Source organism: Actinosynnema sp. NPDC053489, assembly GCF_044544865.1.
GTDB lineage: Bacteria > Actinomycetota > Actinomycetes > Mycobacteriales > Pseudonocardiaceae > Actinosynnema.
The window spans coordinates 522739-548788 of record NZ_JBITXT010000004.1 but is presented as its reverse complement, the minus strand read 5'-3'; the positions used below and the strand labels follow the sequence as shown (position 1 = coordinate 548788).

At 76.2% G+C, this 26050-nt stretch carries 4 protein-coding genes; all 4 read left to right on the top strand.

What is annotated here, in order from left to right; all coding sequences use genetic code 11:
• Nucleotides 1-10: 10 nt before the first annotated feature.
• Genes ACIGNX_RS12210 through ACIGNX_RS12195 form a run of 4 tightly spaced genes read left to right on the top strand, consistent with a single transcriptional unit; the run spans nucleotide 11 to nucleotide 26035 of the window.
• The gene (locus tag ACIGNX_RS12210; protein WP_396539126.1) at nucleotides 11-10993 is read left to right on the top strand and encodes an amino acid adenylation domain-containing protein; all 10983 of its coding nucleotides are present in this window, start codon (nucleotides 11-13) and stop codon (nucleotides 10991-10993) included.
• Nucleotides 10990-21933, top strand: coding sequence for an amino acid adenylation domain-containing protein (locus ACIGNX_RS12205; protein WP_396539124.1), 10944 nt, complete (start codon nucleotides 10990-10992; stop codon nucleotides 21931-21933). The genes ACIGNX_RS12210 and ACIGNX_RS12205 overlap by 4 nt, the downstream gene beginning before the upstream one ends.
• Nucleotides 21930-25826: an amino acid adenylation domain-containing protein gene (locus ACIGNX_RS12200; protein WP_396539122.1), complete on the top strand. Its 3897-nt coding sequence runs from the start codon at nucleotides 21930-21932 to the stop codon at nucleotides 25824-25826. The genes ACIGNX_RS12205 and ACIGNX_RS12200 overlap by 4 nt, the downstream gene beginning before the upstream one ends.
• Nucleotides 25823-26035 (top strand): MbtH family protein, encoded by a 213-nt coding sequence (locus ACIGNX_RS12195; protein ID WP_396539120.1) that lies wholly within the window; start codon nucleotides 25823-25825, stop codon nucleotides 26033-26035. The genes ACIGNX_RS12200 and ACIGNX_RS12195 overlap by 4 nt, the downstream gene beginning before the upstream one ends.
• Nucleotides 26036-26050: the final 15 nt, after the last annotated feature.

The following is a 26050-nucleotide window of genomic DNA, read 5'->3' as shown; positions in this document are numbered from 1 at the left end:
GACCAGGGACATGAGCGAGGACAGGCGGCGGTGGCCGCTCTCCCCGGGGCAACTGGGGATCTGGTACGGCCAGCGGTTGAACCCCGACAACGTGTTCGTCATGTCGGAGTACCTGGAGATCCACGGCCCGGTGGACGTGGCGCTGTTCGAGGAGGCGCTGCGCCGCACCGTGCTGGAGGCCGAGACCGTCCAGGTCAGGTTCACCGAGGACGCCGACGGCGTGTGGCAGTTCCTCGCCCCGGACCCGCACCTGAGGTTCTTCGACCACACCGACCGCGCCGACCCGGTCGGCGACGCGGTGGCGTGGATGGACGACGACGTGTACCGGCCGATGGACCTCGAACGCGGTCCGCTGTCGGTGGACGCCCTGTTCCGGGTCGCCCCCGACCGGTTCCTGTACTACCAGCGCAACCACCACGTCATCGCCGACGGCGTGAGCGGGCGCATCTTCACCGACCGCCTCGCGGCGGTGTACTCGGCCCTGGTGGCGGGGGAGGAGCCCGCGCCCACCCCGTTCGCCACCCTCCAGCAGTACCTGGACGAGGACGCGGCCTACCGCGCGTCCGACGCCTACCGCCGCGACCAGGAGCACTGGCGGGCCCGCCTGTCCGACCGCCCGGCACCCGTCGGGCTCACCCCGGGCACCGCGCCCGCCAGCGCCCGCCCGGCCCGCGCCACCGCGCACGTCGAGCCGGCGCTGATGGACCGGATGAAGGAGCTGACCCGCACCAACGCCTCGACGTGGCCGATGGCGCTGACCGCGGCCACCGCCGTCTACCTGCACCTGGTGACGGGCGCCCGCACCACGCCGGTCGGGTTCCCGGTCATGGCGCGCAAGAGCAAGCTGCTGCGCGAGACGCCCGGCATGGTCAGCAACATCCTGGCGCTGTTCGTGGACGTCGACCCCGGCGCGACGTTCCTCGACGTGCTGCGGCGCACCACCGTCGAGGCGCGCAACACGCTCAAGCACCAGCGGTACCGGCAGGAGGACGTGCTGCGCGACCTCGGCCTGGTGCGCGGGGCGGGGCAGCTCGCGAACGTCGTGGTCAACATCATGCCGTTCGACTACAACGTCACCTTCGGCGGCCACCCCGTGACGGCGCACAACCTGTCCAACGGCGTGATCGACGACGTGGAGATCACCGCCTACGACCGGTCCGACGGCAAGCCCGTGCGGATCGACCTGGACGGCAACGAGTTCCTGTACCGCGAGGAGGAGGTGGCCGGCCACCTGGACCGGCTGCTGCGCCTGCTGGAGCGGCTGCTGGCGGCACCGGACGCGCCGCTGGCGTCGTTCGACCTGCTCGACGCCGCCGAGCGCGAGCAGGCGCTGGTCGGGTGGAACCGCACCGACGCGCCGCTGGACGACGCGGACGGCGTGGTGCGGCGGGTGCGGCGCCACGCCCGCGCCACGCCCGACGCGGTGGCCGTGGTGGACGACGAGGGCGCGCTCACCTACGCCGAGCTGGCGGGCCGGGCGGCCGCGGTGACGCGGCGCCTGTGGGAGGCCGGTGTCGGTCGCGGCGACGTGGTGGCCCTGCCCACCGCGCCGGGCCGCGACTTCGTGGTGTCCGTGCTGGCGGTGTTCGGCGCGGGCGCGGCCTACGTGCCGGTGGACTCCGACTCGCCGATCGCCCGCGGTCGCGCGCTGCTGGCCGACAGCGGCGCGCGGCTCGTGCTCACCCCGCCCGCCGTCGCCGGGTTCGCCGCCGACCTGGCCGGGGACCTGCCGCTGCTGGAGGTGGGGCGGGACGTCGCCGACGAGTGGCCCGAACCGGTCGGGGCGGGCGACGACCTCGCCTACGTGCTGTTCACCTCCGGGTCGACCGGCAAGCCCAAGGGCGCCATGGTCACCCACCGGGGCATGGTGAACCACCTGCTCGCCAAGGTCGAGGACTGCGGGCTGTCCGAACGCGACACCGTGGTGCAGAACGCGCCGCTGACGTTCGACATCTCGATCTGGCAGATGCTCGCGCCCCTCGTGGCCGGCGGAACGGCGCGGGTCGTCACGCGCGACCTCGCCGCCGACCCGCGCGGCCTCTTCGAGCGCACCGACCTCGAACGCGTGGCCGTGCTGGAGGTCGTCCCGTCGCTGCTGCGCGCGGCCCTCGACCTGTGGGACGCCGACGGCGGCCGGCCCGCGCTGCCCTCGCTGCGCCTGCTCGTGGCCACGGGCGAGGCGCTGCCCGCGGACCTGTGCGCCCGCTGGCTCGACGCCTTCCCCGGCATCCCGCTGATGAACGCCTACGGCCCGACCGAGTGCGCCGACGACGTCACGCACGCCGTCATCACCTCGCCGGCCGACGTCGCCGACGGCGTGCCCATCGGCACCGCCCTGCGCAACACCCGCCTGTACGTGCTGGACGACCGCCTGCGCCCGGTCCCCGTCGGCACGCCCGGCGAGCTGTACGTCGGCGGCGAGGGCGTCGGCCGCGGCTACCTCGGCGACCCCGGCCGCACGGGCGTGGTGTTCGTGGCCGACCCGTTCACGCCCCGACCCGGCCGCCGCATGTACCGCACCGGCGACTACGTGGTCCGCCGCGCGGACGGCTCGCTGGTGTTCCTGGAGCGCCGCGACCACCAGGTGAAGGTCCGCGGCCACCGCATCGAGCTGGGCGAGGTCGAGGCCGTGCTGTCCGGGCACGGCGGCGCGGACGCGCTCGCGGTCGTCGTGCGCGAGGACCGGCCCGGCGACAAGCGGCTGGTCGCCTACGCGACGCCCGCCGACGTGGACCTCGCCGCGCTGCGCGCGACGGCCGAGGCCCGGCTGCCCGGGTACATGGTGCCGTCGGCGTTCGTGGCGCTCGACGCGCTGCCGCTGACCGCGAACGGCAAGCTCGACCGCCACGCGCTGCCCGCGCCCGACCCGGGGGCGGCCGGCCGCGCGCCGCGCACCCCGCTGGAAGAGCTGCTGGTCGCCGTGTTCGCCGACGTGCTGGGCACCGGGCAGGTCGGGGTGGAGGACAGCTTCTTCGACCTCGGCGGCCACTCGCTGCTCGCCACGCGGCTGATCAGCAAGGTCCGGTCCGCGCTCGGCGTCGAGCTGTCCCTGCGGTCGGTGTTCGACCACCCGACGCCCGCCGGCCTGGCCCTCGTCGTGGACGGCGCCGCCGTCGCCCGGTCCCGGCCCGCCGCGCGACCGCGCCCGGACCTCGTGCCGCTGTCGTCGGCGCAGCGCCGGCTGTGGTTCCTGCACGGGCTGGACGAGACCGGCGGCACCTACAACGTGCCGCTGCCGCTGCGGCTGCGCGGCCCGCTGGACCGGGAGGCGCTGCTGGCCGCGCTCGGTGACGTCGTGATCCGCCACGAGCCGCTGCGCACCCGCTACCCCGAGGTGGCCGGCGAGCCGGTCCAGCACGTCCTCGACCCGGCCGACGCGCTGCGGCTGCTCCCCGGGCACGTGGAGGTGGCGGCCGTCGCCGACCCGGCCGAGCCGATGACCGCCGCCACCGGGCACCGCTTCGACCTCGCCGCCGGCCTGCCGTGGCGGCTGTGGCTGTTCGGGACCGCACCGGACGAGCACGTGCTGCTGCTGGTCGTGCACCACATCGCGGCCGACGGCTGGTCGCTGGCACCGCTGCTGCGCGACCTCGGCGATGCCTACCGCGCCCGGCACGCGGGCGTGGCCCCGGAGTTCACCCCGCTGCCGTTGCAGTACGCGGACTACGCGCTGTGGCAGCGGGAGGCGTTGGGCGACGAGGACGACCCGGACGGCGCGCTCAGCCGCCAGGTCCGCTTCTGGCGCGACCGCCTCGCCGGCCTGCCCGAGGTGCTGGAGCTGCCGACCGACCGGCCGCGCCCGGCGGTGCCGTCGCACCGGGGCGCGCGCGTGCCGCTGACCGTGGACGGCGAGCTGTACGCGCGCCTGGCCGACCTGGCGCGGGAGACGCGCACCAGCGTGTTCATGGTGCTGCACGCGGCCGTGGCGGCGTTGTTGACGCGGTTGGGCGCGGGTACGGACGTCCCGTTGGGCACGGCGGTGGCCGGTCGGACGGACGAGGTGTTGGACGACCTGGTCGGGTTCTTCGTCAACACGGTGGTGCTGCGCACCGACACCTCGGGCGACCCGACGTTCACCGACCTGCTGGAGCGGGTGCGGCAGACCGACCTGGCCGCGCTGGCGCACCAGGACGTGCCGTTCGAGCGGCTCGTGGAGGAGCTGAACCCGCGCCGGTCGCTGGCCCGGCACCCGCTGTTCCAGGTGATGCTGGTCCTGCAGAACACCCCCGACCCGGACGTCGACCTGCCCGGCCTGGACGTCGCCGTGGCCGACCTGCGCACGGCCGTCGCCAAGTTCGACCTGTGGTTCGACCTCTACGAGACCCGCGACGACAGCGGCGCGGTGACCGGCGTCGCCGGCGCGCTGGAGTACGCGCTCGACCTGTTCGACGAGGCCACCGCACGGCACCTGGTGAGCCGGCTGACCACGGTCCTCGCGGCCGTCGCCGCCGACCCGGCCACCCCGCTGGGCCGCCTCGACCTGCTCACCGCCGAGGAGCGGCACGCCGAGCTGGTGACCTGGAACGACACGGCCCGCCGGGTCGGCTCGACGTCGCCGGCCGCGCGGTTCGAGGCGCAGGCCGCGGCCACGCCCGACGCGCCGGCCCTGGTGTCGGACACCGGTGCCTTCACCTACCGCCAACTCGACGCCGAGGCCGACCGGTGGGCCCGCCGCCTCGCCGCCGCGGGCGTGATCGCCGAGACGCCGGTCGCGCTGCTGGTGGACCGGTCGCCGACGCTGGTGGTGCTGGTCCTCGCCGTGCTCAAGGCGGGCGGCTACTACGTGCCGCTGCACGAGTCCTACCCCGTGGAGCGGCTGAACTTCGTGCTCGCCGACCTCGGCGCGCCCGTCCTGGTCACCGACCGGCCGTCGCTGCCCGAGGGGCTGACCGCACCGGCGCACGTGCTGCGGACCGACGAGCGACCGCCCGCCGCCGCGCCGCTGAACCGGCGGTCGCACCCCGACCAGCTCGCCTACGTCATGCACACGTCCGGTTCCACCGGCGTGCCCAAGGGCGTCGCGGTCACGCACGCCAACGTCGTGGAGCTGGCCACCGACCGGCTGTTCACCACCCCGGCGCACGCCCGCGTGCTGCTGCACTCCTCGCACGCGTTCGACGCGGCCACCTACGAGCTGTGGGCGCCGCTGCTGTCCGGCGGCACGGTCGTCGTCGCCCCGCCCGGGGTGCTCGACATCGCCACGCTCGGCCGGGTGGTCGCCGAGCACCGGGTGACCGCCCTGTGGCTGACCGCCGGGCTGTTCCGGCTGGTCGCCGAGGAGGCGCCGACGTGCCTGGCGGGCGTGCGGGAGGTGTGGACCGGCGGTGACGTCGTGCCCGCCGCCGCGGTGGCCCGGGTCCGCGCGCACTGCCCGGACCTGACCGTGGTCGACGGCTACGGCCCCACCGAGACCACGACGTTCGCCACCCGCTTCCCGCTGCGCCCCGGCGAGCCGGACCCGGAGGCCGTGCCCATCGGCCTGCCGATGGACAACACCCGGGTGCACGTGCTGGACACCGACCTGAACCTCACCCCGCCCGGCGCGGTCGGCGAGCTGTACGTGGCGGGCACCGGTCTGGCGCGCGGCTACCTGCACCGCCCCGGGCTCACCGCGCAGCGGTTCGTGCCCAACCCGTACGGGCCTCCCGGCGACCGCATGTACCGCACCGGCGACCTGGTGCGCCGCCTGCCGGACGGGCGGCTGGCGTTCCACGGCCGCGCCGACGACCAGGTGAAGCTGCGCGGCTTCCGGATCGAGCCGGGCGAGGTCGAGTCCGCGCTGGCCCGGCACCCCGACGTGGCCCACGCCGTCGTCGCCGTGCGCGCCGACCACCGCGGCGAACGGCGCCTCGTGGCCTACGTGGTGCCCGCGGGGGGCACGGGCGTCGACCAGGCGGCGCTGCGCGCCCACCTCGGTGACGCGCTGCCCGCGTACATGGTGCCGTCGGTCGTGGTGGAGCTGGACGCGTTGCCGCTCAACGCCAACGGCAAGGTCGACCGGCACGCGCTGCCCGCGCCCGCCACCGCCGGGACGTCCGCGTCCCGTGCCGCGCACGGCGCGGAGGAGGTGCTGTGCGGGTTGTTCGCCGACGTGCTCGGCGTCGAGCGGGTCGGCGTGGACGACGGGTTCTTCGACCTCGGCGGCCACTCGCTGCTCGCCATGCGGCTGATCAGCCGGGTCCGCGCGGTGCTGGGCGTGGAAGCGCCGATCCGCGCGGTGTTCGAGCACCCGACGCCGGCCGGCCTGGCCCGCGCCCTGCGCGACGCCGCGCCCGCCCGCGCCAGGGTGACCCCGCGGCCCCGGCCCGAGGTCGTGCCGCTGTCCGCCGCCCAGCAGCGCCTGTGGTTCCTCGACCGGCTGGACGAGGCGGGCGGCATGTACTCCGTGCCGCTGGCCGTGCGGCTGACCGGCGCGCTGGACGACGCGGCGCTGCTCGCGGCCGTGGCGGACGTCGTGGGTCGGCACGAGGTGCTGCGCACGGTGTTCCCCGAGGTCGACGGCGCGCCCCGGCAGGCCGTGCTGGAGCCGGCCGCCGCGACCGCGCTGCTCAGCGCCGCCACGCGCCGCGTCGACACCACCGAGGACGCGCTGCCCGCGGAACTGGCCGACGCGGTGCGGCACAAGTTCGCCCTCGCCGACGACCTGCCCGTGGCCGTGCGGCTGTACCGGCTCGCCCCTGACCACCACGTGCTGCTCCTGCTGCTGCACCACGTGGCCGCCGACGGCTGGTCCCTCGCGCCGCTGCTGCGCGACCTGGGCGTCGCCTACCGCGCCCGGCACGCGGGCGCGGCCCCGGAGTTCGCGCCGCTGCCCGTGCAGTACGCGGACTACACGCTGTGGCAGCACGACGTGCTCGGCTCCGAGGACGACGAGCACAGCCCGCTGCGCGCGCAGCTGGACCACTGGCGCGCCCGGCTGGCCGGCCTGCCCGACACGCTGGACCTGCCCACCGACCGGCCGCGCCCGAACCGGCCCGAGAACGAGGGCGGCTCCGTGCCGCTGCGCCTGGCCGCCGACGTGCACGCCCGCGTGGCGCGCCTGGCCGCGGAGCACGGCGCGAGCCCGTTCATGGTGCTGCACGCGGCGCTGTCGGCGCTGCTGACCCGGCTGGGCGCGGGCACGGACATCCCGGTCGGCACGCCCGTGGCCGGCCGGCGCGACGAGGCGCTGGACGAGCTGGTCGGCTTCTTCGTCAACACGCTGGTGCTGCGGGTGGACACCTCCGGCGAGCCGACGTTCGCCGAGCTGCTCGACCGGGTTCGCGACACGGACCTGGCCGCGTTCGCCGACCAGGACGTGCCGTTCGACCGGCTGGTCGAGGAGCTGGCGCCGCAGCGCTCGCTGGCCCGGCACCCGCTGTTCCAGGTGCTGCTGGCGCTGCAGAACAACGCCGACCCCGACCTCGACCTGCCCGGCGTCACGCCCGAGGTGGTCGACCTGCCGGCCGGCCCGGCGAAGTTCGACCTGTCGTTCACGCTGGCCGAACGGCACGTCGACGGCGAGCCCGCGGGCCTGTCCGGCGAGCTGGAGTACAGCCGGGACCTGTTCGACGCCGACACCGCGCACCGGTTCGCGGGCTGGTTCGCCCGCGTGCTCGACCAGGCCACGGCCGAGCCGGCGCGGCGCGTCGGCGAGCTGGACCTGCTGGCCCCCGGCGAGGCCGACCACCTGGTGCGCGGCGCGGCCGGACCCGTCGGGCCGGTGCCCGACCCGACCGCGTTCGCCGCGTTCGAGCGGTTCGCCGCCACCTCCGGCGACCGCGTGGCGCTGGTCGCCGGCGACGTGCGGCTGACCGCGGCCGAGGTGGAGCGCCGGGCCAACCGGGTGGCGCACCTGCTGCTGCGGCGCGGCACGGCGGTGGGCGACGTGGTCGCCGTGGCGCTGCCCCGGTCCGTCGACACGGTCGTGGCGCTGCTGGGCGTGCTCAAGGCCGGCGCGGTGTACCTGCCGCTGGACCCGGACCACCCGGTGGAACGCCTGCGCGCCACCCTCGCCGACGCCCGTCCGGCCCTGGTGCTCACCGACGCCACGACCCTGCCGGACGAGCCGGCCCGCCTCGTGCTGGACGGCGCGGCCGACGCGCCCGACACCGCGCCCACCGACGCCGACCGCACCCGGCCGTTGACCGCCCGCGACGCCGTGTACGTCATCTACACCTCCGGCTCCACCGGGCGGCCCAAGGGCGTGGTGGTGGAGCACGGCTCGCTGGCCAACCTCCTGCGCCACCACGAGGAGCACGTGTTCACGCCCGTCACCCGCCGCCTGGGCCGCGACCGGCTGAGGTCCGCGCTGACCGCGCCCGTGGCGTTCGACGCGTCGTGGGACCCGGTGCTGTGGCTGCTGGCCGGGCACGAGCTGCACGTGATCGGCGACGACGCCCGCCGCGACCCGGACGCGCTGGTGGCCCACCTGCGCCGCGAGCGGGTCGACGTCATCGAGACCACGCCGTCCTACGTGGACCACCTGGTGGCGCACGGGCTGCTGGAGGGCGACGAGCGCTTCCCGTCGGTGGTGCTGCTCGGCGGCGAGGCGGTGCCCGCCCACCTGTGGGAGGTGCTGCGCGGCACGCCGGGCCTGGTGGCGTTCAACTTCTACGGCCCCACCGAGTCCACGGTGGACTCGATGATCGCCGACCTGGCCGACCACCCGGCCCCGGTCATCGGCGCGCCGGTGCTCAACAGCCGTGCCCACGTGCTGGACGCGTGGCTGCGGCCGGTGCCCGTCGGCGTGCCCGGCGAGCTGTACCTGTCGGGCCCGAACGTGGCCCGCGGCTACCTCGACCGGCCGGGGCTGACCGCGCAGCGGTTCGTGCCCGACCCCTACGGCCCGCCCGGCGCCCGCATGTACCGCACCGGCGACCTGGCGCGCCGCCTGCCCGACGGGCACGTGCGGTTCCTGGGCCGGGTCGACGGCCAGGTCAAGGTCCGCGGCTTCCGGGTGGAGCCGGGCGAGGTGGAGGCCGCGTTGCGCCGCCACGACGGCGTGGACGCGTGCGCCGTGCTGCTGCGCCCCGACCACGGCGGCACGCCCCGGCTCGTCGCCTACGTCACCGCGTCGGCCGGCGTCGAGCTGGACACGGCGGCCCTGCGGTCCGCGCTGCGCGCCGAGCTGCCCGACTACATGGTGCCGTCCGCGGTGGTGGTCCTGGACGAGCTGCCGCTGAGCCGCAACGGCAAGCTCGACCACGCCGTGCTGCCCGCGCCCGCCGCCCCCGACCCGGCGCCGCAGCCGACCGGCACGCGCACCGCCCGCGAGGAGGTGCTGTGCGCGGTGTTCGCCGACGTGCTCGGCCTGCCCGACGTCGGCGTCGACGACAGCTTCTTCGACCTCGGCGGCGACAGCATCGGCTCCATCCAGCTCGTCAGCCGCGCCCGCCGGGCCGGCCTGGTGTTCACCCCGCGCGACGTGTTCGAGCGCAAGACCGCGGCCGAGCTGGCGCTGGTGGCGGTCGAGCCGACCGACGCGCGGCTCGTGCCCGACACCACCGGCAGCGGACCGGCCGTGCTGACGCCGGTCGTGCGCTGGTTCCTCGACAGCGGCGGCACGCTCGACGGCTTCAACCAGGCGCAGCTCGTCGCCGTGCCCGCGGAGCTGGGCCGGGACCGGCTGCTGGGCGCGCTGGACGCCGTGCTGGACCGCCACGACGCCCTGCGCTCCCGCCTGCACCGCGACGACGAGGGGGAGTGGGTCTACGAGGTCGCCGACCCCGGCGCGGTGCGGGCGGCCGACATCACCGACCGGGTGGACGTGACCGGGCTGGACGACACCGCGCGCGCCGCCGCCGTCCGCGCCGAGGCCGACACGGCGTGGCGCCGCCTCGACCCGGCCCGCGGCCTGCTCGTGCGGGCGGTGTGGTTCGACGCGGGCCCGGCGCACCCCGGCGACCTGCTGCTGGTCGTGCACCACCTCGCCGTGGACGGCGTGTCGTGGCGCATCCTGCTGCCCGACCTCGCCCAGGCGTGGCACGCCCTGGCGGCCGGCCGGGAACCCGCGCTGGAACCGGTGTGGACGTCGTGGCGGCGCTGGTCGCACCTGCTGCACGACGCCGCGCACGACCCGGCGCGCGCCGAGCAGCTCCCGTACTGGACGGCCGTGCTCGACGGCCCGGACCCGCTGCTGGGCGCGCGCCCGCTCGACCCGGCCCGCGACACCGTCGGCACGGCCCGCACCAGCGAGGTCGTCCTGACGGTCGAGGAGACCGCGCCGCTGCTCACGGAGGTGCCCGCCGCGTTCCACGCGGGGGTGGACGACGTGCTGCTGACCGCGCTCGCGCTGGCCGTCGGCCGGTGGCGGGAGCGCCGCGGCCGGGGCGCGGAGACCTCCGTGCTGCTCCAGGTCGAGGGCCACGGCCGCGAGGAGGTCGTGCCGGACGTGGAGCTGTCCCGCACGGTCGGCTGGTTCACCAGCGTGCACCCGGTGCGCCTGGACCCCGGCCGGGTCGGCTGGCCCGAGCTGCTGGCCGGCGGACCCGCCGCGGGCACGGCCCTCAAGCGGGTCAAGGAGCAGCTGCGCGAGCTGCCGGAGAAGGGCGTCGGCTACGGCCTGCTGCGCCACCTCAACGCCGACACGGCGGGCAAGCTCGCCGGGCTGGGCGCGCCGCAGCTCGCGTTCAACTACCTGGGCCGGGTGGACACCGCCGCGCCGGGCGGCGACCGGCTGTGGCTGCCCGCGCCCGGCTTCACCGCCCCCGTCGGGCACGACGACCTGCCGTTCGTGCACGCGCTGGAGGTCACCGCGGTCACCGAGGACACCCCGGCCGGCCCGCGCCTGGCCGCCACCCTCGCCTGGCCCGCCGACCTGCTCGCCGACACCGAGGCCGCCGACCTCGCCACCGCGTGGCGGCAGGCACTGCACGGCCTGGTCGAGCACGTCCGGGGCGCCGCGGCGGGCGGGCTCACCCCGTCCGACGTGGACCTGGTCCCGCTCAGCCAGGAAGAGCTCGACCTGCTGGAAGACGACGAAGACGACGAGAGCGAGGACTTGGACCGATGAGCAAGAAGTCCGCAGTCGAGGACGTCCTGCCGCTCTCGTCGTTGCAGGAGGGGTTTCTCTTCCACGCCCTGTACGACCGGGACGGCCTGGACGTCTACACGGTGCAGATGACCACCGAGCTGACCGGCCCGGTGGACGTGCCCGCGCTGCACGCCGCCGCCGACGCCCTGCTGCGCCGGCACGCGAACCTGCGCGTCGGGTTCCGCCACAAGGGCCTCGACCGGCCCGTGCAGGTGGTGCGCCGCGAGGTGCGCGCGCCGTGGCGGGAGGTCGACCTCACCGGCGCCGCCGACCCCGAGACCGAGTACGCCGACCTGGTCGACGCCGAACGCGCCCGCCGCTTCGACATGGCCCGCGCCCCGCTGCTGCGGTTCGTGCTGGTCGTGCTGCCGGGGCAGGTGCACCGGCTGCTGCTGACCATGCACCACATCCTGATGGACGGCTGGTCCACGCCGGTGTTCCTGGACGAGCTGTTCACCCTCTACGAGCACGCGGGCGACGACTCGGCGATGCCCCGCGTCACGCCCTACCGCGACTACCTCGGCTGGCTGACCCGCCAGGACACCGAGAGCGCGCTGACCGCCTACGACGAGGTGCTGGCGGGGCTGGACGGGCCCACGCTCGTCGGGGCGGCGGCCGACAACGCCTCCGTGGTGCCCGACGGCGTGCTGGTCGAGCTGGACGACGAGCTGACCGACGCGCTCACCCGCACCACCCGCGCCCGCGGCTGGACGATGAACACCCTCGCCCAGGGCGCCTGGGGCGTGGTGCTCGGCCGCTACCTGGGCCGCCGGGACGTGGTGTTCGGCGGCACGGTGTCCGGCCGGCCCGCCGAGCTGCCCGGCGTGGAGACGATGCTGGGCCTGTTCATCAACACGCTGCCGGTGCGCGTGCGCTGGACCGCCGGGCAGACGTTGGCCGACCTGCTGGCCGGCGTGCAGGACCGGCAGGCCGGGCTGATCGCCCACCAGCACGTCGGCCTGGCCGAGGTGCAGCGCCGCACCGGCCACGGCGAGCTGTTCGACACCACGATGGTGTTCGAGAACTACCCGGTCGACGTCGACACCGCGCCCGTGCTGGGCGGGGGCGTGCGGATCACCGACTTCCAGGCCCGCGACGCCACGCACTACCCGATCAGCCTCGTCGGCCTGCCGGGCGAGCGGCTGGCGTTCCGCCTGGACTACCGGCCCGACGTGCTGGGCCGCGCCACCGTGGCCAGGATGGGGGAGTGGCTGCGGCTGGTGCTGCGCGCCATCGCGACCGACCCCGACCGGCCGATCAACGCCGTCGACCTGCTCGACGCCGACGAGCGGCAGCGCATCCTGGTCGACTGGAACGCCACCGACCGCGCCGTGGAGCCGCTGCACCTGACCGCCCTGCTGGACCGGCAGGCCGGGGCGACCCCGGACGCGACCGCGGTCGTCCACGGCGCCGAGCGGCGCACGTACGCCGAGCTGCACGCCGACGCCAACCGCCTGGCGCGCCTGCTGGTCGAGCAGGGCGCCGGGCCGGAAACCCTGGTCGCGGTGGCGCTGCCGCGCGGCACCCGCCTCGTCACGGCGCTGCTGGCGGTGCTCAAGACCGGCGCGGGCTACCTGCCGCTGGACCCCGACCAGCCCGCCGACCGCCTCGCCGACATGCTCGACGAGACCCGGCCCGTGCGGCTGGTCACCGACGCCGCCCTCGCGCCCCGCCTGGCCGCGCTCGACGTGCCGCCGCTGGTGCTGGACGACCTCGACCACGGCGACCGGTCCGCCGCCCCGCTGACCGACGCCGACCGGCGCTCGCCGCTGCGCCTGGAGCACGCCGCGTACGTCATCTACACCTCCGGGTCCACGGGCCGGCCCAAGGGCACCCTGGTCGAGCACCGCGCGGCCGTGAACTACCTCCAGTGGTCGGTCGACGCCTACCCCTCGGTGCGGTCCGGCGCGTTCCTGCACTCGCCGGTGACGTTCGACCTCACCGTCACCGGCCTGTACGCGCCGCTGATCTCCGGTGGCGCCGTGCACCTGGGCGACCTCGCCGACGACGGGATCGACCCGGGCAGCGCCACGGCGGCCGGGTTCGCGTTCCTCAAGGGCACGCCGAGCCACCTGTCCGTGCTGGACGTGCTGCCCGACACCTACTCGCCGACCGCCGAACTGGTGCTCGGCGGCGAGCCGCTGCCCGGCGCGCAGCTCGACGTCTGGCGCAAGCGCCACCCCGGCGCCCGCGTCGTCAACGAGTACGGCCCCACGGAGACCACCGTCGGCTGCACGTCGCTGGTGGTCGAGCCGGGCGACGAGATCCCGGCCGAGGTGCTGTCGCTGGGCCGCCCGCTGTGGAACACGCAGGCGTACGTGCTGGACGACGCGCTGCGCCCGGTGCCGCCGGGCGTGGTCGGCGAGCTGTACATCGCGGGCGAGAACCTGGCCCGCGGCTACGTGGCCCGGCCCGGCCTGACCTCCGGCCGGTTCGTCGCCAACCCCTACGGCCCGGCCGGCTCGCGCATGTACCGCACCGGCGACCTCGCGCGGTGGGGCGAGCACGGCGACCTGCTGTTCGCGGGCCGCGCCGACGACCAGGTCAAGATCCGCGGCTACCGCGTCGAGCTGGGCGAGATCGAGTCCGTGCTGTCGCGCCACCCCTCGACCGGCCCGGTCGGCGTGGTGGTGCGCGAGGACCAGCCCGGCGACCAGCGGCTCGTCGCCTACGTCGTGCCCGCCGAGGGCCACGACTTCGACCCGCTCGCCCTGCACGCGCACGTCGCCGCCGCCGTGCCGGACTACATGGTGCCGTCGGCGTTCGTGCGGCTGGACGCGCTGCCGCTGACCACCAACGGCAAGCTGGACCGCCGCAACCTGCCCGCGCCCGACGTGGTCGGCGGCACGGCGGCGACCGGCCGCGCGCCCCGCAACTTCACCGAGGAAGTGCTGGTCGGCGTGTTCGCCACGGTCCTCAACCTGCCGTCGGTGGGGGTGGAGGACAGCTTCTTCGACCTCGGCGGCCACTCGCTGCTGGCCACCCGCCTGGTCAGCCGCGTCCGGTCCGTGCTGGACGTGGAGCTGTCCATCCGCTCGGTGTTCGAGGCGCCCACCCCCGCGGCGCTGGCGGCCCTGGCCGAACGCGCCCGCGGCACCCGACACGACGTCGAGGTCCTGCCCCGCCCGGACGTGCTCCCCCTGTCGTACGCCCAGCGGCGGTTGTGGTTCCTCGACCGGCTGGAGGAGGCGGCGGGCATGTACAACGTGCCCCTGCCGCTCCGCCTGACCGGGCAGCTCGACCGCGCGGCGCTCACGGCCGCGTTCGGCGACGTCGTGGCCCGGCACGAGGCGCTGCGCACCACGTTCCCGGAGGTCGACGGCGAGCCGGTGCAGCGCGTGCTGGACGCGCCCGGGGTGGTGGTCCGGCACGTGGAGGTGGACGAGGACGACCTGCCCGCGGCCCTCGCCGAGGCGCTCGGGCACCGGTTCGACCTGGCCGCCGAGCCGCCGTGCCGGGTGTGGCTGTTCGAGCTGGCGCCCGACGAGCACGTGGTGCTGTTCCTGGTGCACCACATCGCCGGCGACGGCTGGTCGCTGACGCCCCTGCTGCGCGACCTCGGCGTGGCCTACCGCGCCCGGCTGGCCGGCACGGCGCCGGAGCTGCCGCCGCTGCCGCTGCAGTACGCGGACTACACGCTGTGGCAGCGGCGCGTGCTCGGGTCCGACGAGGAGGAGGGCAGCGCGCTCGCGGCGCAGGTCGCCTTCTGGCGCGAGCGGCTGGCCGGCCTGCCCGAGGTGCTGGAGCTGCCCGCGGACCGGCCGCGCCCGGCGGTGGCGTCGTACCGGGGCGGCCGGGTGCCGTTCCGGGTGGACGCCGACACGCACGCCAGGCTCGTGGCGCTGGCCCGGCAGACCCGCACGACGGTGTTCATGGTGCTCCAGGCGGCCGTGGCGGCGTTGTTGACGCGGTTGGGCGCGGGCACCGACATCCCGTTGGGCACGGCGGTGGCCGGTCGGTCCGACGAGGCGCTGGACGACCTGGTCGGGTTCTTCGTGAACACGCTGGTGCTGCGCACCGACACCTCGGGCGACCCGGCGTTCAAGGAGCTGCTGGAGAGGGTGCGGCAGACCGACCTGGCCGCGCTGGCGCACCAGGACGTGCCGTTCGAACGGCTCGTGGAAGTGCTCAACCCGCGCCGGTCGCTGGCCCGGCACCCGCTGTTCCAGGTGATGCTGGTCCTGCAGAACACCCCCGAGGCCGACCTCGACCTGCCCGACCTGGCCATCGACCTCGAGGAGGTGCCCGGCGGCGCGGCCAAGTTCGACCTGCTGCTGGACCTGAGCGAGACCCACGACCACGCGGGCCGCCCGGCCGGCGTGGAGGGCGACCTGGAACACGCCCTCGACCTGTTCGACGCGTCCACCGCCCGGACCCTGGCGCGCCGCCTGGTGCGGCTGCTGGAGACCGTCGTCGCCGACCCGGCGGTCCGCCTCGGCGACATCGACGTCATGGACCCCGCCGAGCGCGACCGCGTGCTGCACGCGTGGAACGACACCGCGCGGCCCGTGCCGGACGCCTTCGTGGAGCAGCTCATCGCCCGGCAGGCGGGCCGCACGCCCGACGCGGTCGCCGTCGTCGGCCCGGACCGCGTGCTCACCTACGCCGAGCTGGACGCCCGCGCCGACCGGCTGGCCGCCCTGCTGGTGGACCGCGGCGTGCGGCCGGAGGCGGTGGTCGCGGTGTCGTTGCCGCGCACGTCCGACGCCGTGGTCGCGCTGCTGGCGGTGCTGCGGGCGGGTGGCGCGTACGTGCCGCTGGACCCGGGCCACCCGGCCGAGCGGATCGCGTTCGTGCTGGACGACACGCGCCCGGTGTGCGTGGTCGCCGACAGCGGCACCGCCGCCCGGCTCGACGTGGCCGCCGACCTGCTCGTGCTGCTGGACGACCCGGCCGTGGCCGACCGCCTCGCCCGCCCCGCCGCGGCGCCGACCCCGGCCGTGCACGGCGGGTCGCTCGCCTACGTCATCCACACCTCCGGCTCCACCGGCCGCCCCAAGGGCGTGGCCGTGACCCGGCGCGGCATGGCGAACCTCGTCGCCTGGGCCGCGGACCACTTCACCGCCGAGGAGCTGTCCTCGGTGCTGCTGTCCACCTCGCTCAACTTCGACGTGTCGGTCTTCGAGCTGTTCACCCCGCTCGTCGTCGGCGGGCGCGTCGAGGTCGTGGAGAACCTGACCACCCTGGTGGAGCGGGGCGGCTGGACCGGCGGCCTGGTCAGCGGCGTGCCCTCGGTGTTCGCGCAGGTGCTCGCCGCCGGGGTGGAGCTGGACGCGCGTGCCGTCGTGCTCGCCGGGGAAGGACTGCCCGCGAGCGTCTACAACGACGTGCGCGCGGCCGTGCCGACCGCCCGCATCGACAACATCTACGGCCCCACCGAGGCCACCGTCTACACCCTCCAGTGGGGCGCCACCGGTCCCGAGCCGCTCGACGGGCCCGCGCCCACCGGCCGTCCGCTGTGGAACACGCGCGCCTACGTCCTCGACGGCGCGCTGCGCCCCGTGCCGCCCGGCACGCCCGGCGAGCTGTACCTCGCCGGCGAGGGCCTGGCCCGCGGCTACGTCGGCCGCGCCGCCCTGACCGCGGAGCGGTTCGTCGCCGACCCGTTCGGCCGCGGCGGGCGGCTCTACCGCACCGGCGACCTCGTGCGCTGGGGCGCGGACGGGCAGCTGGAGTACCTGGGCCGGTCCGACGACCAGGTGAAGGTGCGCGGGTTCCGGATCGAGCTGGGCGAGGTCGAGTCGGCGCTGACCCGGCACGCCGACGTCGACCGGGCCGCCGTCGTGGTCCGCGAGGACCGGCCCGGCGACAAGCGGCTCGTCGGGTACGTCGTGCCCGCGGCCGGCCGCGCCGTCGACCCGACCGCCGTGCTCGACACCGCGCGGGCCGCCCTGCCCGCCTACATGGTCCCGGCGGCGCTGGTGGTGCTCGACGCGTTCCCGTTGAACGCCAACGGCAAGCTCGACCGCCGCGCCCTGCCCGCGCCCGACACGGCCGTGGTCGGCGACGCCGCACCCCGCACCCCCGCCGAGGAGGTGCTGTGCGCGGTGTTCGCCGACGTGCTCGGCCTGGAGCGGGTCGGCGTGGACGACGGGTTCTTCGACCTGGGCGGCCACTCGCTGCTGGCCACCCGCCTGGTCAGCCAGGTGCGCGCGGCGCTGGGCGTGGAGCTGCCGCTGCGCGCGGTGTTCGAGGCACCGACGCCCGCCGCGCTCGCCGCCCGCGCCACCACGGCGGGCGCGGCGCGCACGGGCGTGGCGCGGGTCGACCGGCCCGACGTCGTGCCGCTGTCGTTCGCCCAGCGCCGGCTGTGGTTCCTCGACCGGCTGGAGCACGCGGGCGGGATGTACAACATCCCGATCGCGCTGCGCCTGTCCGGCGACCTGGACGTGACCGCGCTGCGCGCCGCCCTGGGCGACGTGCTGGCCCGGCACGAGGCGCTGCGCACGGTGTTCCCCGACACCGACGGCACGCCGCGCCAGCTCGTGGTGCCCGCCGCCGAGGCCGACGAGATGCTGACCCGGGCGTTCAGCGTGCGCACGACCGACGCCGGCGTGCTGCGCGAGCGGCTGGACGACGCGGCGGCGTGCACCTTCGACCTGTCCCGCGAGCTGCCGCTCAAGGCGTGGCTGTTCGAGCTGTCGCCCTCGGAGCACGTGCTACTGCTGGTGCTGCACCACATCGCCGGCGACGGCTGGTCGTTCACGCCCCTGACCCGCGACCTCGGCGACGCCTACCGCGCCCGCCTGGCCGGTCGCGCGCCGGAGCTGCCGGAGCTGCCCGTCCAGTACGCGGACTACGCGCTGTGGCAGGCCGACGTGCTCGGCGCGGACGACGACCCCGGCTCGGTCGGCGCGGCGCAGCTCGACTTCTGGCGGCGGCAGCTCGACGGCATCCCCGACGCGATCGAGCTGCCCGCCGACCGGCGGCGGCCCGCCGTGGCCTCGCACCGGGGCGGCCTCGTGCCGTGGCGCGTGGACGCGGACCTGCACGCCGACCTGCTGACCCTGGCCCGCCGGTCCGGCGCGAGCCTGTTCATGGTGCTCCAGGCGGCGATCTCGGCGCTGCTGACCCGGATGGGCGCGGGCGAGGACGTGGTCCTCGGCACGGCCGTCGCGGGCCGCACCGACGCCGCCCTGGAGGACCTGGTCGGCTTCTTCGTCAACACGCTGGTGCTGCGCGCGGACACGTCCGGCGACCCGGCGTTCGAGGAGCTGCTGGGTCGTGTGCGGCAGACCGACCTGGCCGCGTTCGCGCACCAGGACCTGCCCTTCGACCGGCTCGTGGACGCGCTCAACCCCGAGCGGTCCGTGGCGCGGCACCCGCTGTTCCAGGTGATGCTCGTGCTGCAGAACGCGCCCGAGCCGGACCTGGACCTGCCGGGCCTGCGGCTGGACCTGGTCGACCTCGGCGAGGGACCGGCGAAGTTCGACCTGTCGTTCGACCTCGGCGAGACCCACCGCGACGGCGCGCCGGCGGGTCTGGAGGGCACCATCCAGTTCGCCACCGACCTGTTCGACCGCGCCACCGCCGAGGACCTCGGCGCCCGGCTGACCCGCGTGCTGCGGGCCGTCGCCGCCGACGCCACCACCCCGGTCAGCGGCCTGCCCGTGCTGGGCGAGGGCGAACGCGCGATCGTGCTGGACGCGTGGGGCCGCACCACGTCCCACCGCGCCCCCGGCACGGTCGTGGACCGCTTCCGCGCCCGGGTCGCGCAGGCACCGGACGCCGTGGCCCTGGTCGACGGCGACCGCGAGCTGACCTACGCCGAGGTGGCCGACCGCGCCGACGCGCTGGCCCGGCGGCTGGTGGCGGTCGGCGTGCGGCCGGAGGCGCGGGTCGCGGTGCTCGCCCGCCGCACCGCCGAGCGCACCGTCGCCACCCTGGCGGTGCTCCTCGCGGGCGGCGCGTACGTGCCGCTGCACGACGGCAACCCCGCCGAGCGGCACAACCTGATCCTGGCCGACACCGCCGCGGGGGTGCTGCTCACCGACCGCGCCGAGCTGCCCGCCGGGCTCGCCGCGCCGGCGCACGTCGTGGACCTCACCGCGCCGCTGACGCCCGCGCCGGACGTCGAGCTGCCGACGCCGCTGCCGGACCAGCTCGCCTACGTCATCCACACCTCCGGCTCCACGGGCGTGCCGAAGGGCGCGGCCGTCACCCACGCCGACGTGGTGGAGCTGGCCGCGGATCCGATCTTCACGACGGGCGCGCACCGGCGCGTCCTGGTCCACTCCTCCTACGCGTTCGACGCGAGCACCTACGAGATGTGGGTGCCGCTGCTCAACGGCGGCACGTCGATCGTGGACTCGCCGGACGAGGTGGACCTCGCGGGCCTGGGCGCGGCGATCCGCCGGCACGGCGTGACCGCGCTGTGGCTCACCGCCGGCCTCTTCCGGGTCGTCGCCGAGGAGGCGCCGGAGACGCTGGCGCCCCTGCGCGAGGTGTGGACGGGCGGTGACGTGGTGCCCGAGCACGCGGTGGCCGCGGTGCGCCGGGCGTGCCCGGACCTCGTGCTGGTCAACGGCTACGGGCCCACCGAGACCACCACGTTCGCCTCGCGGCACGCGGTGCTGCCCGGCGAGGTGGTCGCGGGCCCGCTGCCGATCGGCGTGCCGATGGTCGGCACCGCGCTGCGGGTGCTGGACGCCCGGCTCCAGCCCGTGCCGCCGGGCGTGACGGGCGAGCTGTTCGTGGCCGGCGGCAAGCTGGCGCGCGGCTACCTGGCCCGGCCCGGGCTGACCGCCGAGCGGTTCGTGCCCGACCCGCACGGCGCGCCCGGTGACCGCATGTACCGCACCGGCGACCTGGCGCGCTGGTCGCGCGAGGGCAGGCTGGAGTTCGTCGGCCGCACCGACGGCCAGGTGAAGCTGCGCGGCTTCCGCATCGAGCCGGGCGAGGTCGAGGCCGCGCTGACCGGCCGCGCGGGCGTCCGGGGCGCGGCGGTGGTGCTGCGCGAGGACCGGCCCGGCGAGCGCCGGCTCGTGGCCTACCTCGTCGGCGACGGCGTGGACGTCGCCGCCGCGCGGGCCGCGGCCGCCGCCGCCCTGCCGGACTACTCGGTGCCGTCGGCGTTCGTGGTGCTGCCCGAGCTGCCGCTCACCGTCAACGGCAAGCTGGACCGCCGGGCCCTGCCCGCGCCGCGGCGCGAGGCCGCGCCGGTCACCGTGCCGCGCACCGCCGTCGAGGAGGCGCTGGCGGGCGTGTTCGCCGACGTGCTCGGCGTGGAGCGGGTCGGCGTGGACGACGGGTTCTTCGACCTGGGCGGCGACAGCATCATGTCGATCCAGCTCGTCAGCCGGGCCCGCACGGCGGGCTGGGTGTTCACCCCGCGCGACGTGTTCGAGCTGAAGACCGTGCGCCGCCTCGCCGGGGTCGCGGTCCCGTTGGCCGAGCAGGCCGAGGACGAGGCGGCCGACCGCGACGGCGTGGGCGAGGTGCCGCTGCTGCCGATCGTGGAGTGGCTGCGCGCCGGCGGCGGCCCGGTCGACGGGTTCAACCAGTCGCACCTGGTCGCCACGCCCGCCGGCCTCACCACCGCGCACCTGGTGGACGCCCTCGCGGTCGTGCTGGACCACCACGACGCCCTGCGCACCCGGCTGCGGCGCGACGACGACCGGTGGGCGCTCGAAGTGCTGCCGCACGGCGCGGTGCGCGCCGAGGAGCACGTCACCCGCGTGGACGTCGCCGGGCTCGACCAGGACGCGGTGGCGGCCGCGGTCGCGGAGCACACCGAGGCGGCCCGCCGCGCGCTGCGGCCCGACGACGCGGTGATGCTGCGCCTGGTGTGGTTCGACGCCGGTCCGGACGCGCCCGGCCGGCTGCTGGTCCTGGCCCACCACCTGGTCGTGGACGGCGTCTCCTGGCGCATCCTGCTGCCCGACCTCGCCACCGCGGCCACCGCGGCCCGCCTCGGGGTCGCACCCGAGCTGCCGCCGGTGCGCACGTCGTGGCGTCGGTGGGCGACCCGCCTGGCCGAGGCGGCGACCGAACCGCGCTGGGCCGAGCAGGTGCCGCACTGGCTCGCGACGGCCGACACCGCCCAGCCCGCCCTCGCGCCCCGGCCGCTCGACCCCCGCCGCGACACGCTGGCCACCGCCCGCACCGCCGTGGTCGAGGTCGACCCGGACGTGACCACGGCGTTGCTGACCACCGCGCCCGCCGCGTTCCGGGTCAGCGTGGACGACGTGCTGCTCACCGGCTTCGGCCTGGCCGTGCGGGAGTGGCTGGCCCGGCGCGGCGAACGGCTGCCCGACGCGCTGCTGGTGGACCGCGAGGGCCACGGCAGGCACGAGGACGCCGTCGCGCCCGGCCTGGACCTGTCCCGCACGGTCGGCTGGTTCACCAACCTCTACCCGGTGCGGGTGGACGTGCCGCCGCTGCGGTGGGCCGAGGTGGTGGCGGCCGGCGAACCCGTCGGCGCGGCCCTCAAGCAGGTCAAGGAAGGGCTGCGGGCGGTGCCCGACCACGGCCTGGGCTACGGGCTGCTGCGCCACCTCAACCCCGACACCGCGGGCAAGCTCGCCGCCTGCCCCGCGCCCCAGATCGGGTTCAACTACCTGGGCCGCACGAGCGTCGGCGCGACCGGCCGGGACTGGACCCCGCTGGCCGAGGCGGGCGGCGCGGTCGGTGACGACGGCCTGCCCTTCGCCCACGTCCTGGAGGTCAACGCCTTCACCGAGGACGGCGCCGACGGGCCGCGGCTCGTCGCCGCGCTGTCCTGGCCCGCCGCCCTGCTGGACGAACCGGACGTGGCTGAGCTGGGGCGGCTGTGGCGGGAGGCGCTGACCGCGCTCGCCGCCCACGCCCGCGACCCGCGCGCCGGCGGCCTCACGCCCTCCGACGTGGCGCTGGTCCCCCTGTCGCAGAAGAACATCGACCGCTTGGAGGCCATGATGAGGAAGGCAGGCCGGTCATGAGCAGCCGACTCGTGAGCGCACCGCGCATCGAGGACATCCTCCCGCTGGCCCCGTTGCAGCAGGGCCTGCTGTTCCACGCCCTGCACGACACCGACGGCCTCGACTTCTACACCGTGCAGGTGGCCGTCGACCTCTACGGCGAACTCGGCGTGGACGCGCTGCGCGACGCCGTGGAGGCGTTGGTGCGGCGGCACGCCGGGCTGCGGTCGCTGTTCGTCCACGAAGGGCTCGACCAGCCCGTGCAGGTCGTGCTCGACCACGTCGAGGTGCCGTGGGAGGTGGTGGACTGCTCGGGGCTGTCGGTCGCCGAGGCCGAGGCCCGGTTCGAGGCCCGCTACGACGCCGACCGGCTGCGCCGCTTCGCGCTGCACGAGGACGTGCCGCTGCGGTGCGTGCTGTTCCGGATGCCGTTCAAGGACTTCCGGCTGGCGATCACCGTGCACCACATCGTGGTCGACGGCTGGTCGCTGCCGGTGCTGCTGGACGAGCTGTTCGAGCTGTACGACCGGCACGGCGACGAGGAGGGCATGACCCCGGTCGCGCCCTACCGCGACTACCTGGCCTGGCTGGACGGGCGCGACCGGGAGGTGTCCCGCAAGGCGTGGGACGCCGTGCTGCACGGCGTCACCGCGCCCACGCTGGTGGGTGGCCCGGGGCGGCCCGGCGAGCAGGCGCCGCCCGCGCAGCTCAAGCTGAAGCTCGGCGAGGAGCCGACCGCGCGGCTGTCCGAGCTGGCCCGCGAGCGCGGCTGGACCGTGAACACGGTCGTGCAGGCGGCGTGGGGGCTCACGCTGGGCGTGCAGACCGGCCGCACGGACGTGGTGTTCGGCGGCACGGTGTCCGGGCGCCCGCCGGAGCTGCCCGGCGTGGAGCGCATGATCGGCCTGTTCATCAACACGCTGCCGGTGCGGGTGGCCTGGTCGCCCGAGGACACCGCGGCGGACCTGCTGGACGCCCTGCAGTCGCAGCAGACCGGCCTGATGGAGCACCAGCACGTCGGCCTGGCCGAGATCCAGGGCCGGGTCGGGCGCGGCCCGCTGTTCGACACCACGCTGGTGTTCGAGAACTACCCGACCGGCGACGACGACAACACCGAGCTGGCCGGCGGCGCGTTCGTGATCGACGTGGAGGCCCGCGACGCCACCCACTACCCGGTCACGCTGATCGGCGTGCCGGGCCCGAACCTGGCGTTCCGGCTGGACCACCGGCCCGACCTGGTGGACGCGGCCACCGCCCGCCGCCTCGCCGACCGGCTGCTGCGCGTGCTGACCGGCCTGGTCGAGCACCCCGACCGGCCGCTGGGCGCGCTCACGCCGCTGGACGAGGCCGACCGCGAGCTGGTGCTGCGCACGTGGAACGACACGGCGACCCCGGTCGAGGACGTCACGCTCACCGACCTGCTGGAGCGGCAGGCGGCGGGCTCGCCGCACGCGCCGGCCGTGGTCGACCACGACCGCGAGCTGGACTACGCCGCGCTGCACGCCGAAGCCGACCACCTGGCCCGCCGCCTGGTCGCCGCGGGCGCGGGACCGGACGCGCTGGTGGCCGTGTCGCTGCCCCGCTCGGCGGACCTGGTGGTGGCGCTGCTGGCCGTGCTGAAGTCCGGCGCGGCCTACCTGCCACTGGACACCGACCTGCCCGCCCGGCGGCGGGCCGTGCTGCTGGCCGGGGCGCGCCCGGTGTGCGTGGTGACCGACGACGCGGCGGCGTTCCCCGACCTGCCGGCGCTGGCGGTGCGCGGCACGGGCGACGCACCGGACGTGACGGCCCGCCGGGCCGCGCCGGACGACCTGGCCTACGTCATCCACACGTCCGGCTCCACGGGCACGCCCAAGGGCGTCGGCGTGCCGCACCGGGGCATCGTGAACCGCCTGCTGTGGATGCAGGACCGCTACCGCCTGGCCGCCGACGACCGGGTGCTGCTCAAGACCCCGTACACGTTCGACGTGTCGGTGTGGGAGTTCTTCTGGCCGCTGACCACCGGCGCGGCGATCGTCGTCGCCAAGCCCGACGGCCACCGCGACCCCGCGTACCTGGCCCGGACCATCAACGACCACGGCGTCACCACCGTCCACTTCGTACCGTCCATGCTGGACGTCTTCCTGGCCGACCCGTCCGCGCGGGAGTGCCCCGGGCTGCGGCGGGTCCTGTGCAGCGGCGAGGCGCTGCTGCCCGCCACCCGGGATCGGTTCCTGGCCACGCACGCGGCCGAGCTGCACAACCTCTACGGCCCCACCGAGGCGTCGGTGGACGTCACGTCGTGGCAGTGCGCCCCCGACGACCCGGGCGTGCCCATCGGCAGGCCGGTCTGGAACACCCGCGCGCTCGTGCTGGACGCCCGCCTCGCGCCGGTGCCGCCCGGCGCGCCGGGGGAGCTGTACCTGGCCGGCGTGCAGCTGGCCCGCGGCTACCTGGGCCGCCCCGGCGTCACCGCGACCCGGTTCGTCGCCGACCCGTACGGCCCGCCCGGCTCGCGCCTGTACCGCACCGGCGACCTGGCCCGGTGGGACGAGGACGGCGCCCTGCGGTACCTGGGACGCGCCGACGACCAGGTGAAGATCCGGGGCGTCCGGGTCGAGCTGGGCGAGGTCGAGGCCGCCGTGGCGCGGTGCGCCGGGGTGGCCCACGCGGCCGTCGCGGTGCGCGAGGACGTGCCCGGCGACCAGCGGTTGGCCGCCTACTACGTGCCCGAGCCCGGCGCCGAGCCGGACCCCGACGCGCTGCGCGAGCACGTGGCGGCCGACCTGCCCGCGCACCTCGTGCCCGGCACGTTCACCGCGCTGGAGGCGTTGCCGCTCAACGCCAACGGCAAGCTGGACCGCCGCGCCCTGCCCGCGCCTTCGGCGGCCGCCGCCGCGGGCCGCGCGCCGCGCACGCTCACCGAGGACCTGCTCTGCCGCATGTTCGCCGAGGTGCTGCGGGTCGGGCACGTCGACCCGGACCGCGGGTTCTTCGCCGCCGGCGGCCACTCGCTGCTGGCCGTGACGCTGGCCGACCGGGTGCGGTCCCGCTTCGGCGCCGACGTGACCGTGCGGACGCTGTTCGAGTCGCCCAGCCCCGCCGAGCTGGCCCGCCGCCTCGCCGGCGACCCGGCCGCCGAGGGCGTGGACGCGCTGGGCGCGCTGCTGCCGCTGCGGGTGGGCGGTGACGCGCCGCCGCTGTTCTGCCTGCCACCGGCGTCCGGCCTGAGCTGGTGCTACACCGGGCTGCTCGGCGCGCTGGACCCGGACGTGCCGCTGTACGGCCTCCAGACCGACCTCACCGGCGAGCCCGGCACCATCGGCGAGCAGGCCGCCCGGTACGTCGAGCACCTGCGCCGGGCCGCGCCGCACGGGCCGTACCGGCTGCTCGGCTGGTCCATGGGCGGGCACCTGGCGCACGAGGTCGCGGTGCGGCTGCAGGAGGCGGGCGAGCGCGTCGACCTGCTCGCGGTCCTCGACTCCTACCCGCGCGCCACCACCACCCCCATGACCGCCGACGAGGTGTTCGCCGACGCGTTCGCCGGCACCGGCCTCAGCCCCGCCGACCTCGCCACGCCCGAGGGCCACGCCCGCGCCGTGGCCGTGGTCCGCGCCGAGCTGGGCGGCTACGAGCAGACCACCGACGAGCTGGCGGGCGCGGTCCTGTCCGCCTACCTGGCCAACGGCCGCGCCCTGTCCGCCCACACCCCCCGCCGCTTCGACGGCGACCTGCTGTTCTTCCGCGCCGCCGACGCCGCCGACCACCCGGAACGCGACCCGGGCCGGTGGGCCCCGCACGTCACCGGCGAGATCCGCGTGCACGACGTGTCCGCACCCCACGAAGAGATGACTCGTCGAGACGTCCTCGACGAGGTCGCCAGGGCGGTCGACGCCGCCGTGGCGATGCCGCGACCCGAAGGAGACCCGCGATGAGCACCAACCCGTTCGAGGACGAGAACGGCACCTACTTCGTGCTGGTCAACGACGAGAACCAGCACTCCCTCTGGCCGCACTTCATCCCGGTGCCCGACGGCTGGCGCGTGGTGTTCGGGGAGGCCGGCCGCCAGGAGTGCCTGGACCACGTCGAGCGGAACTGGACCGACATGCGGCCCAAGAGCCTCATCGACGCCATGGGCGCCTGACCACCCGTACCCACG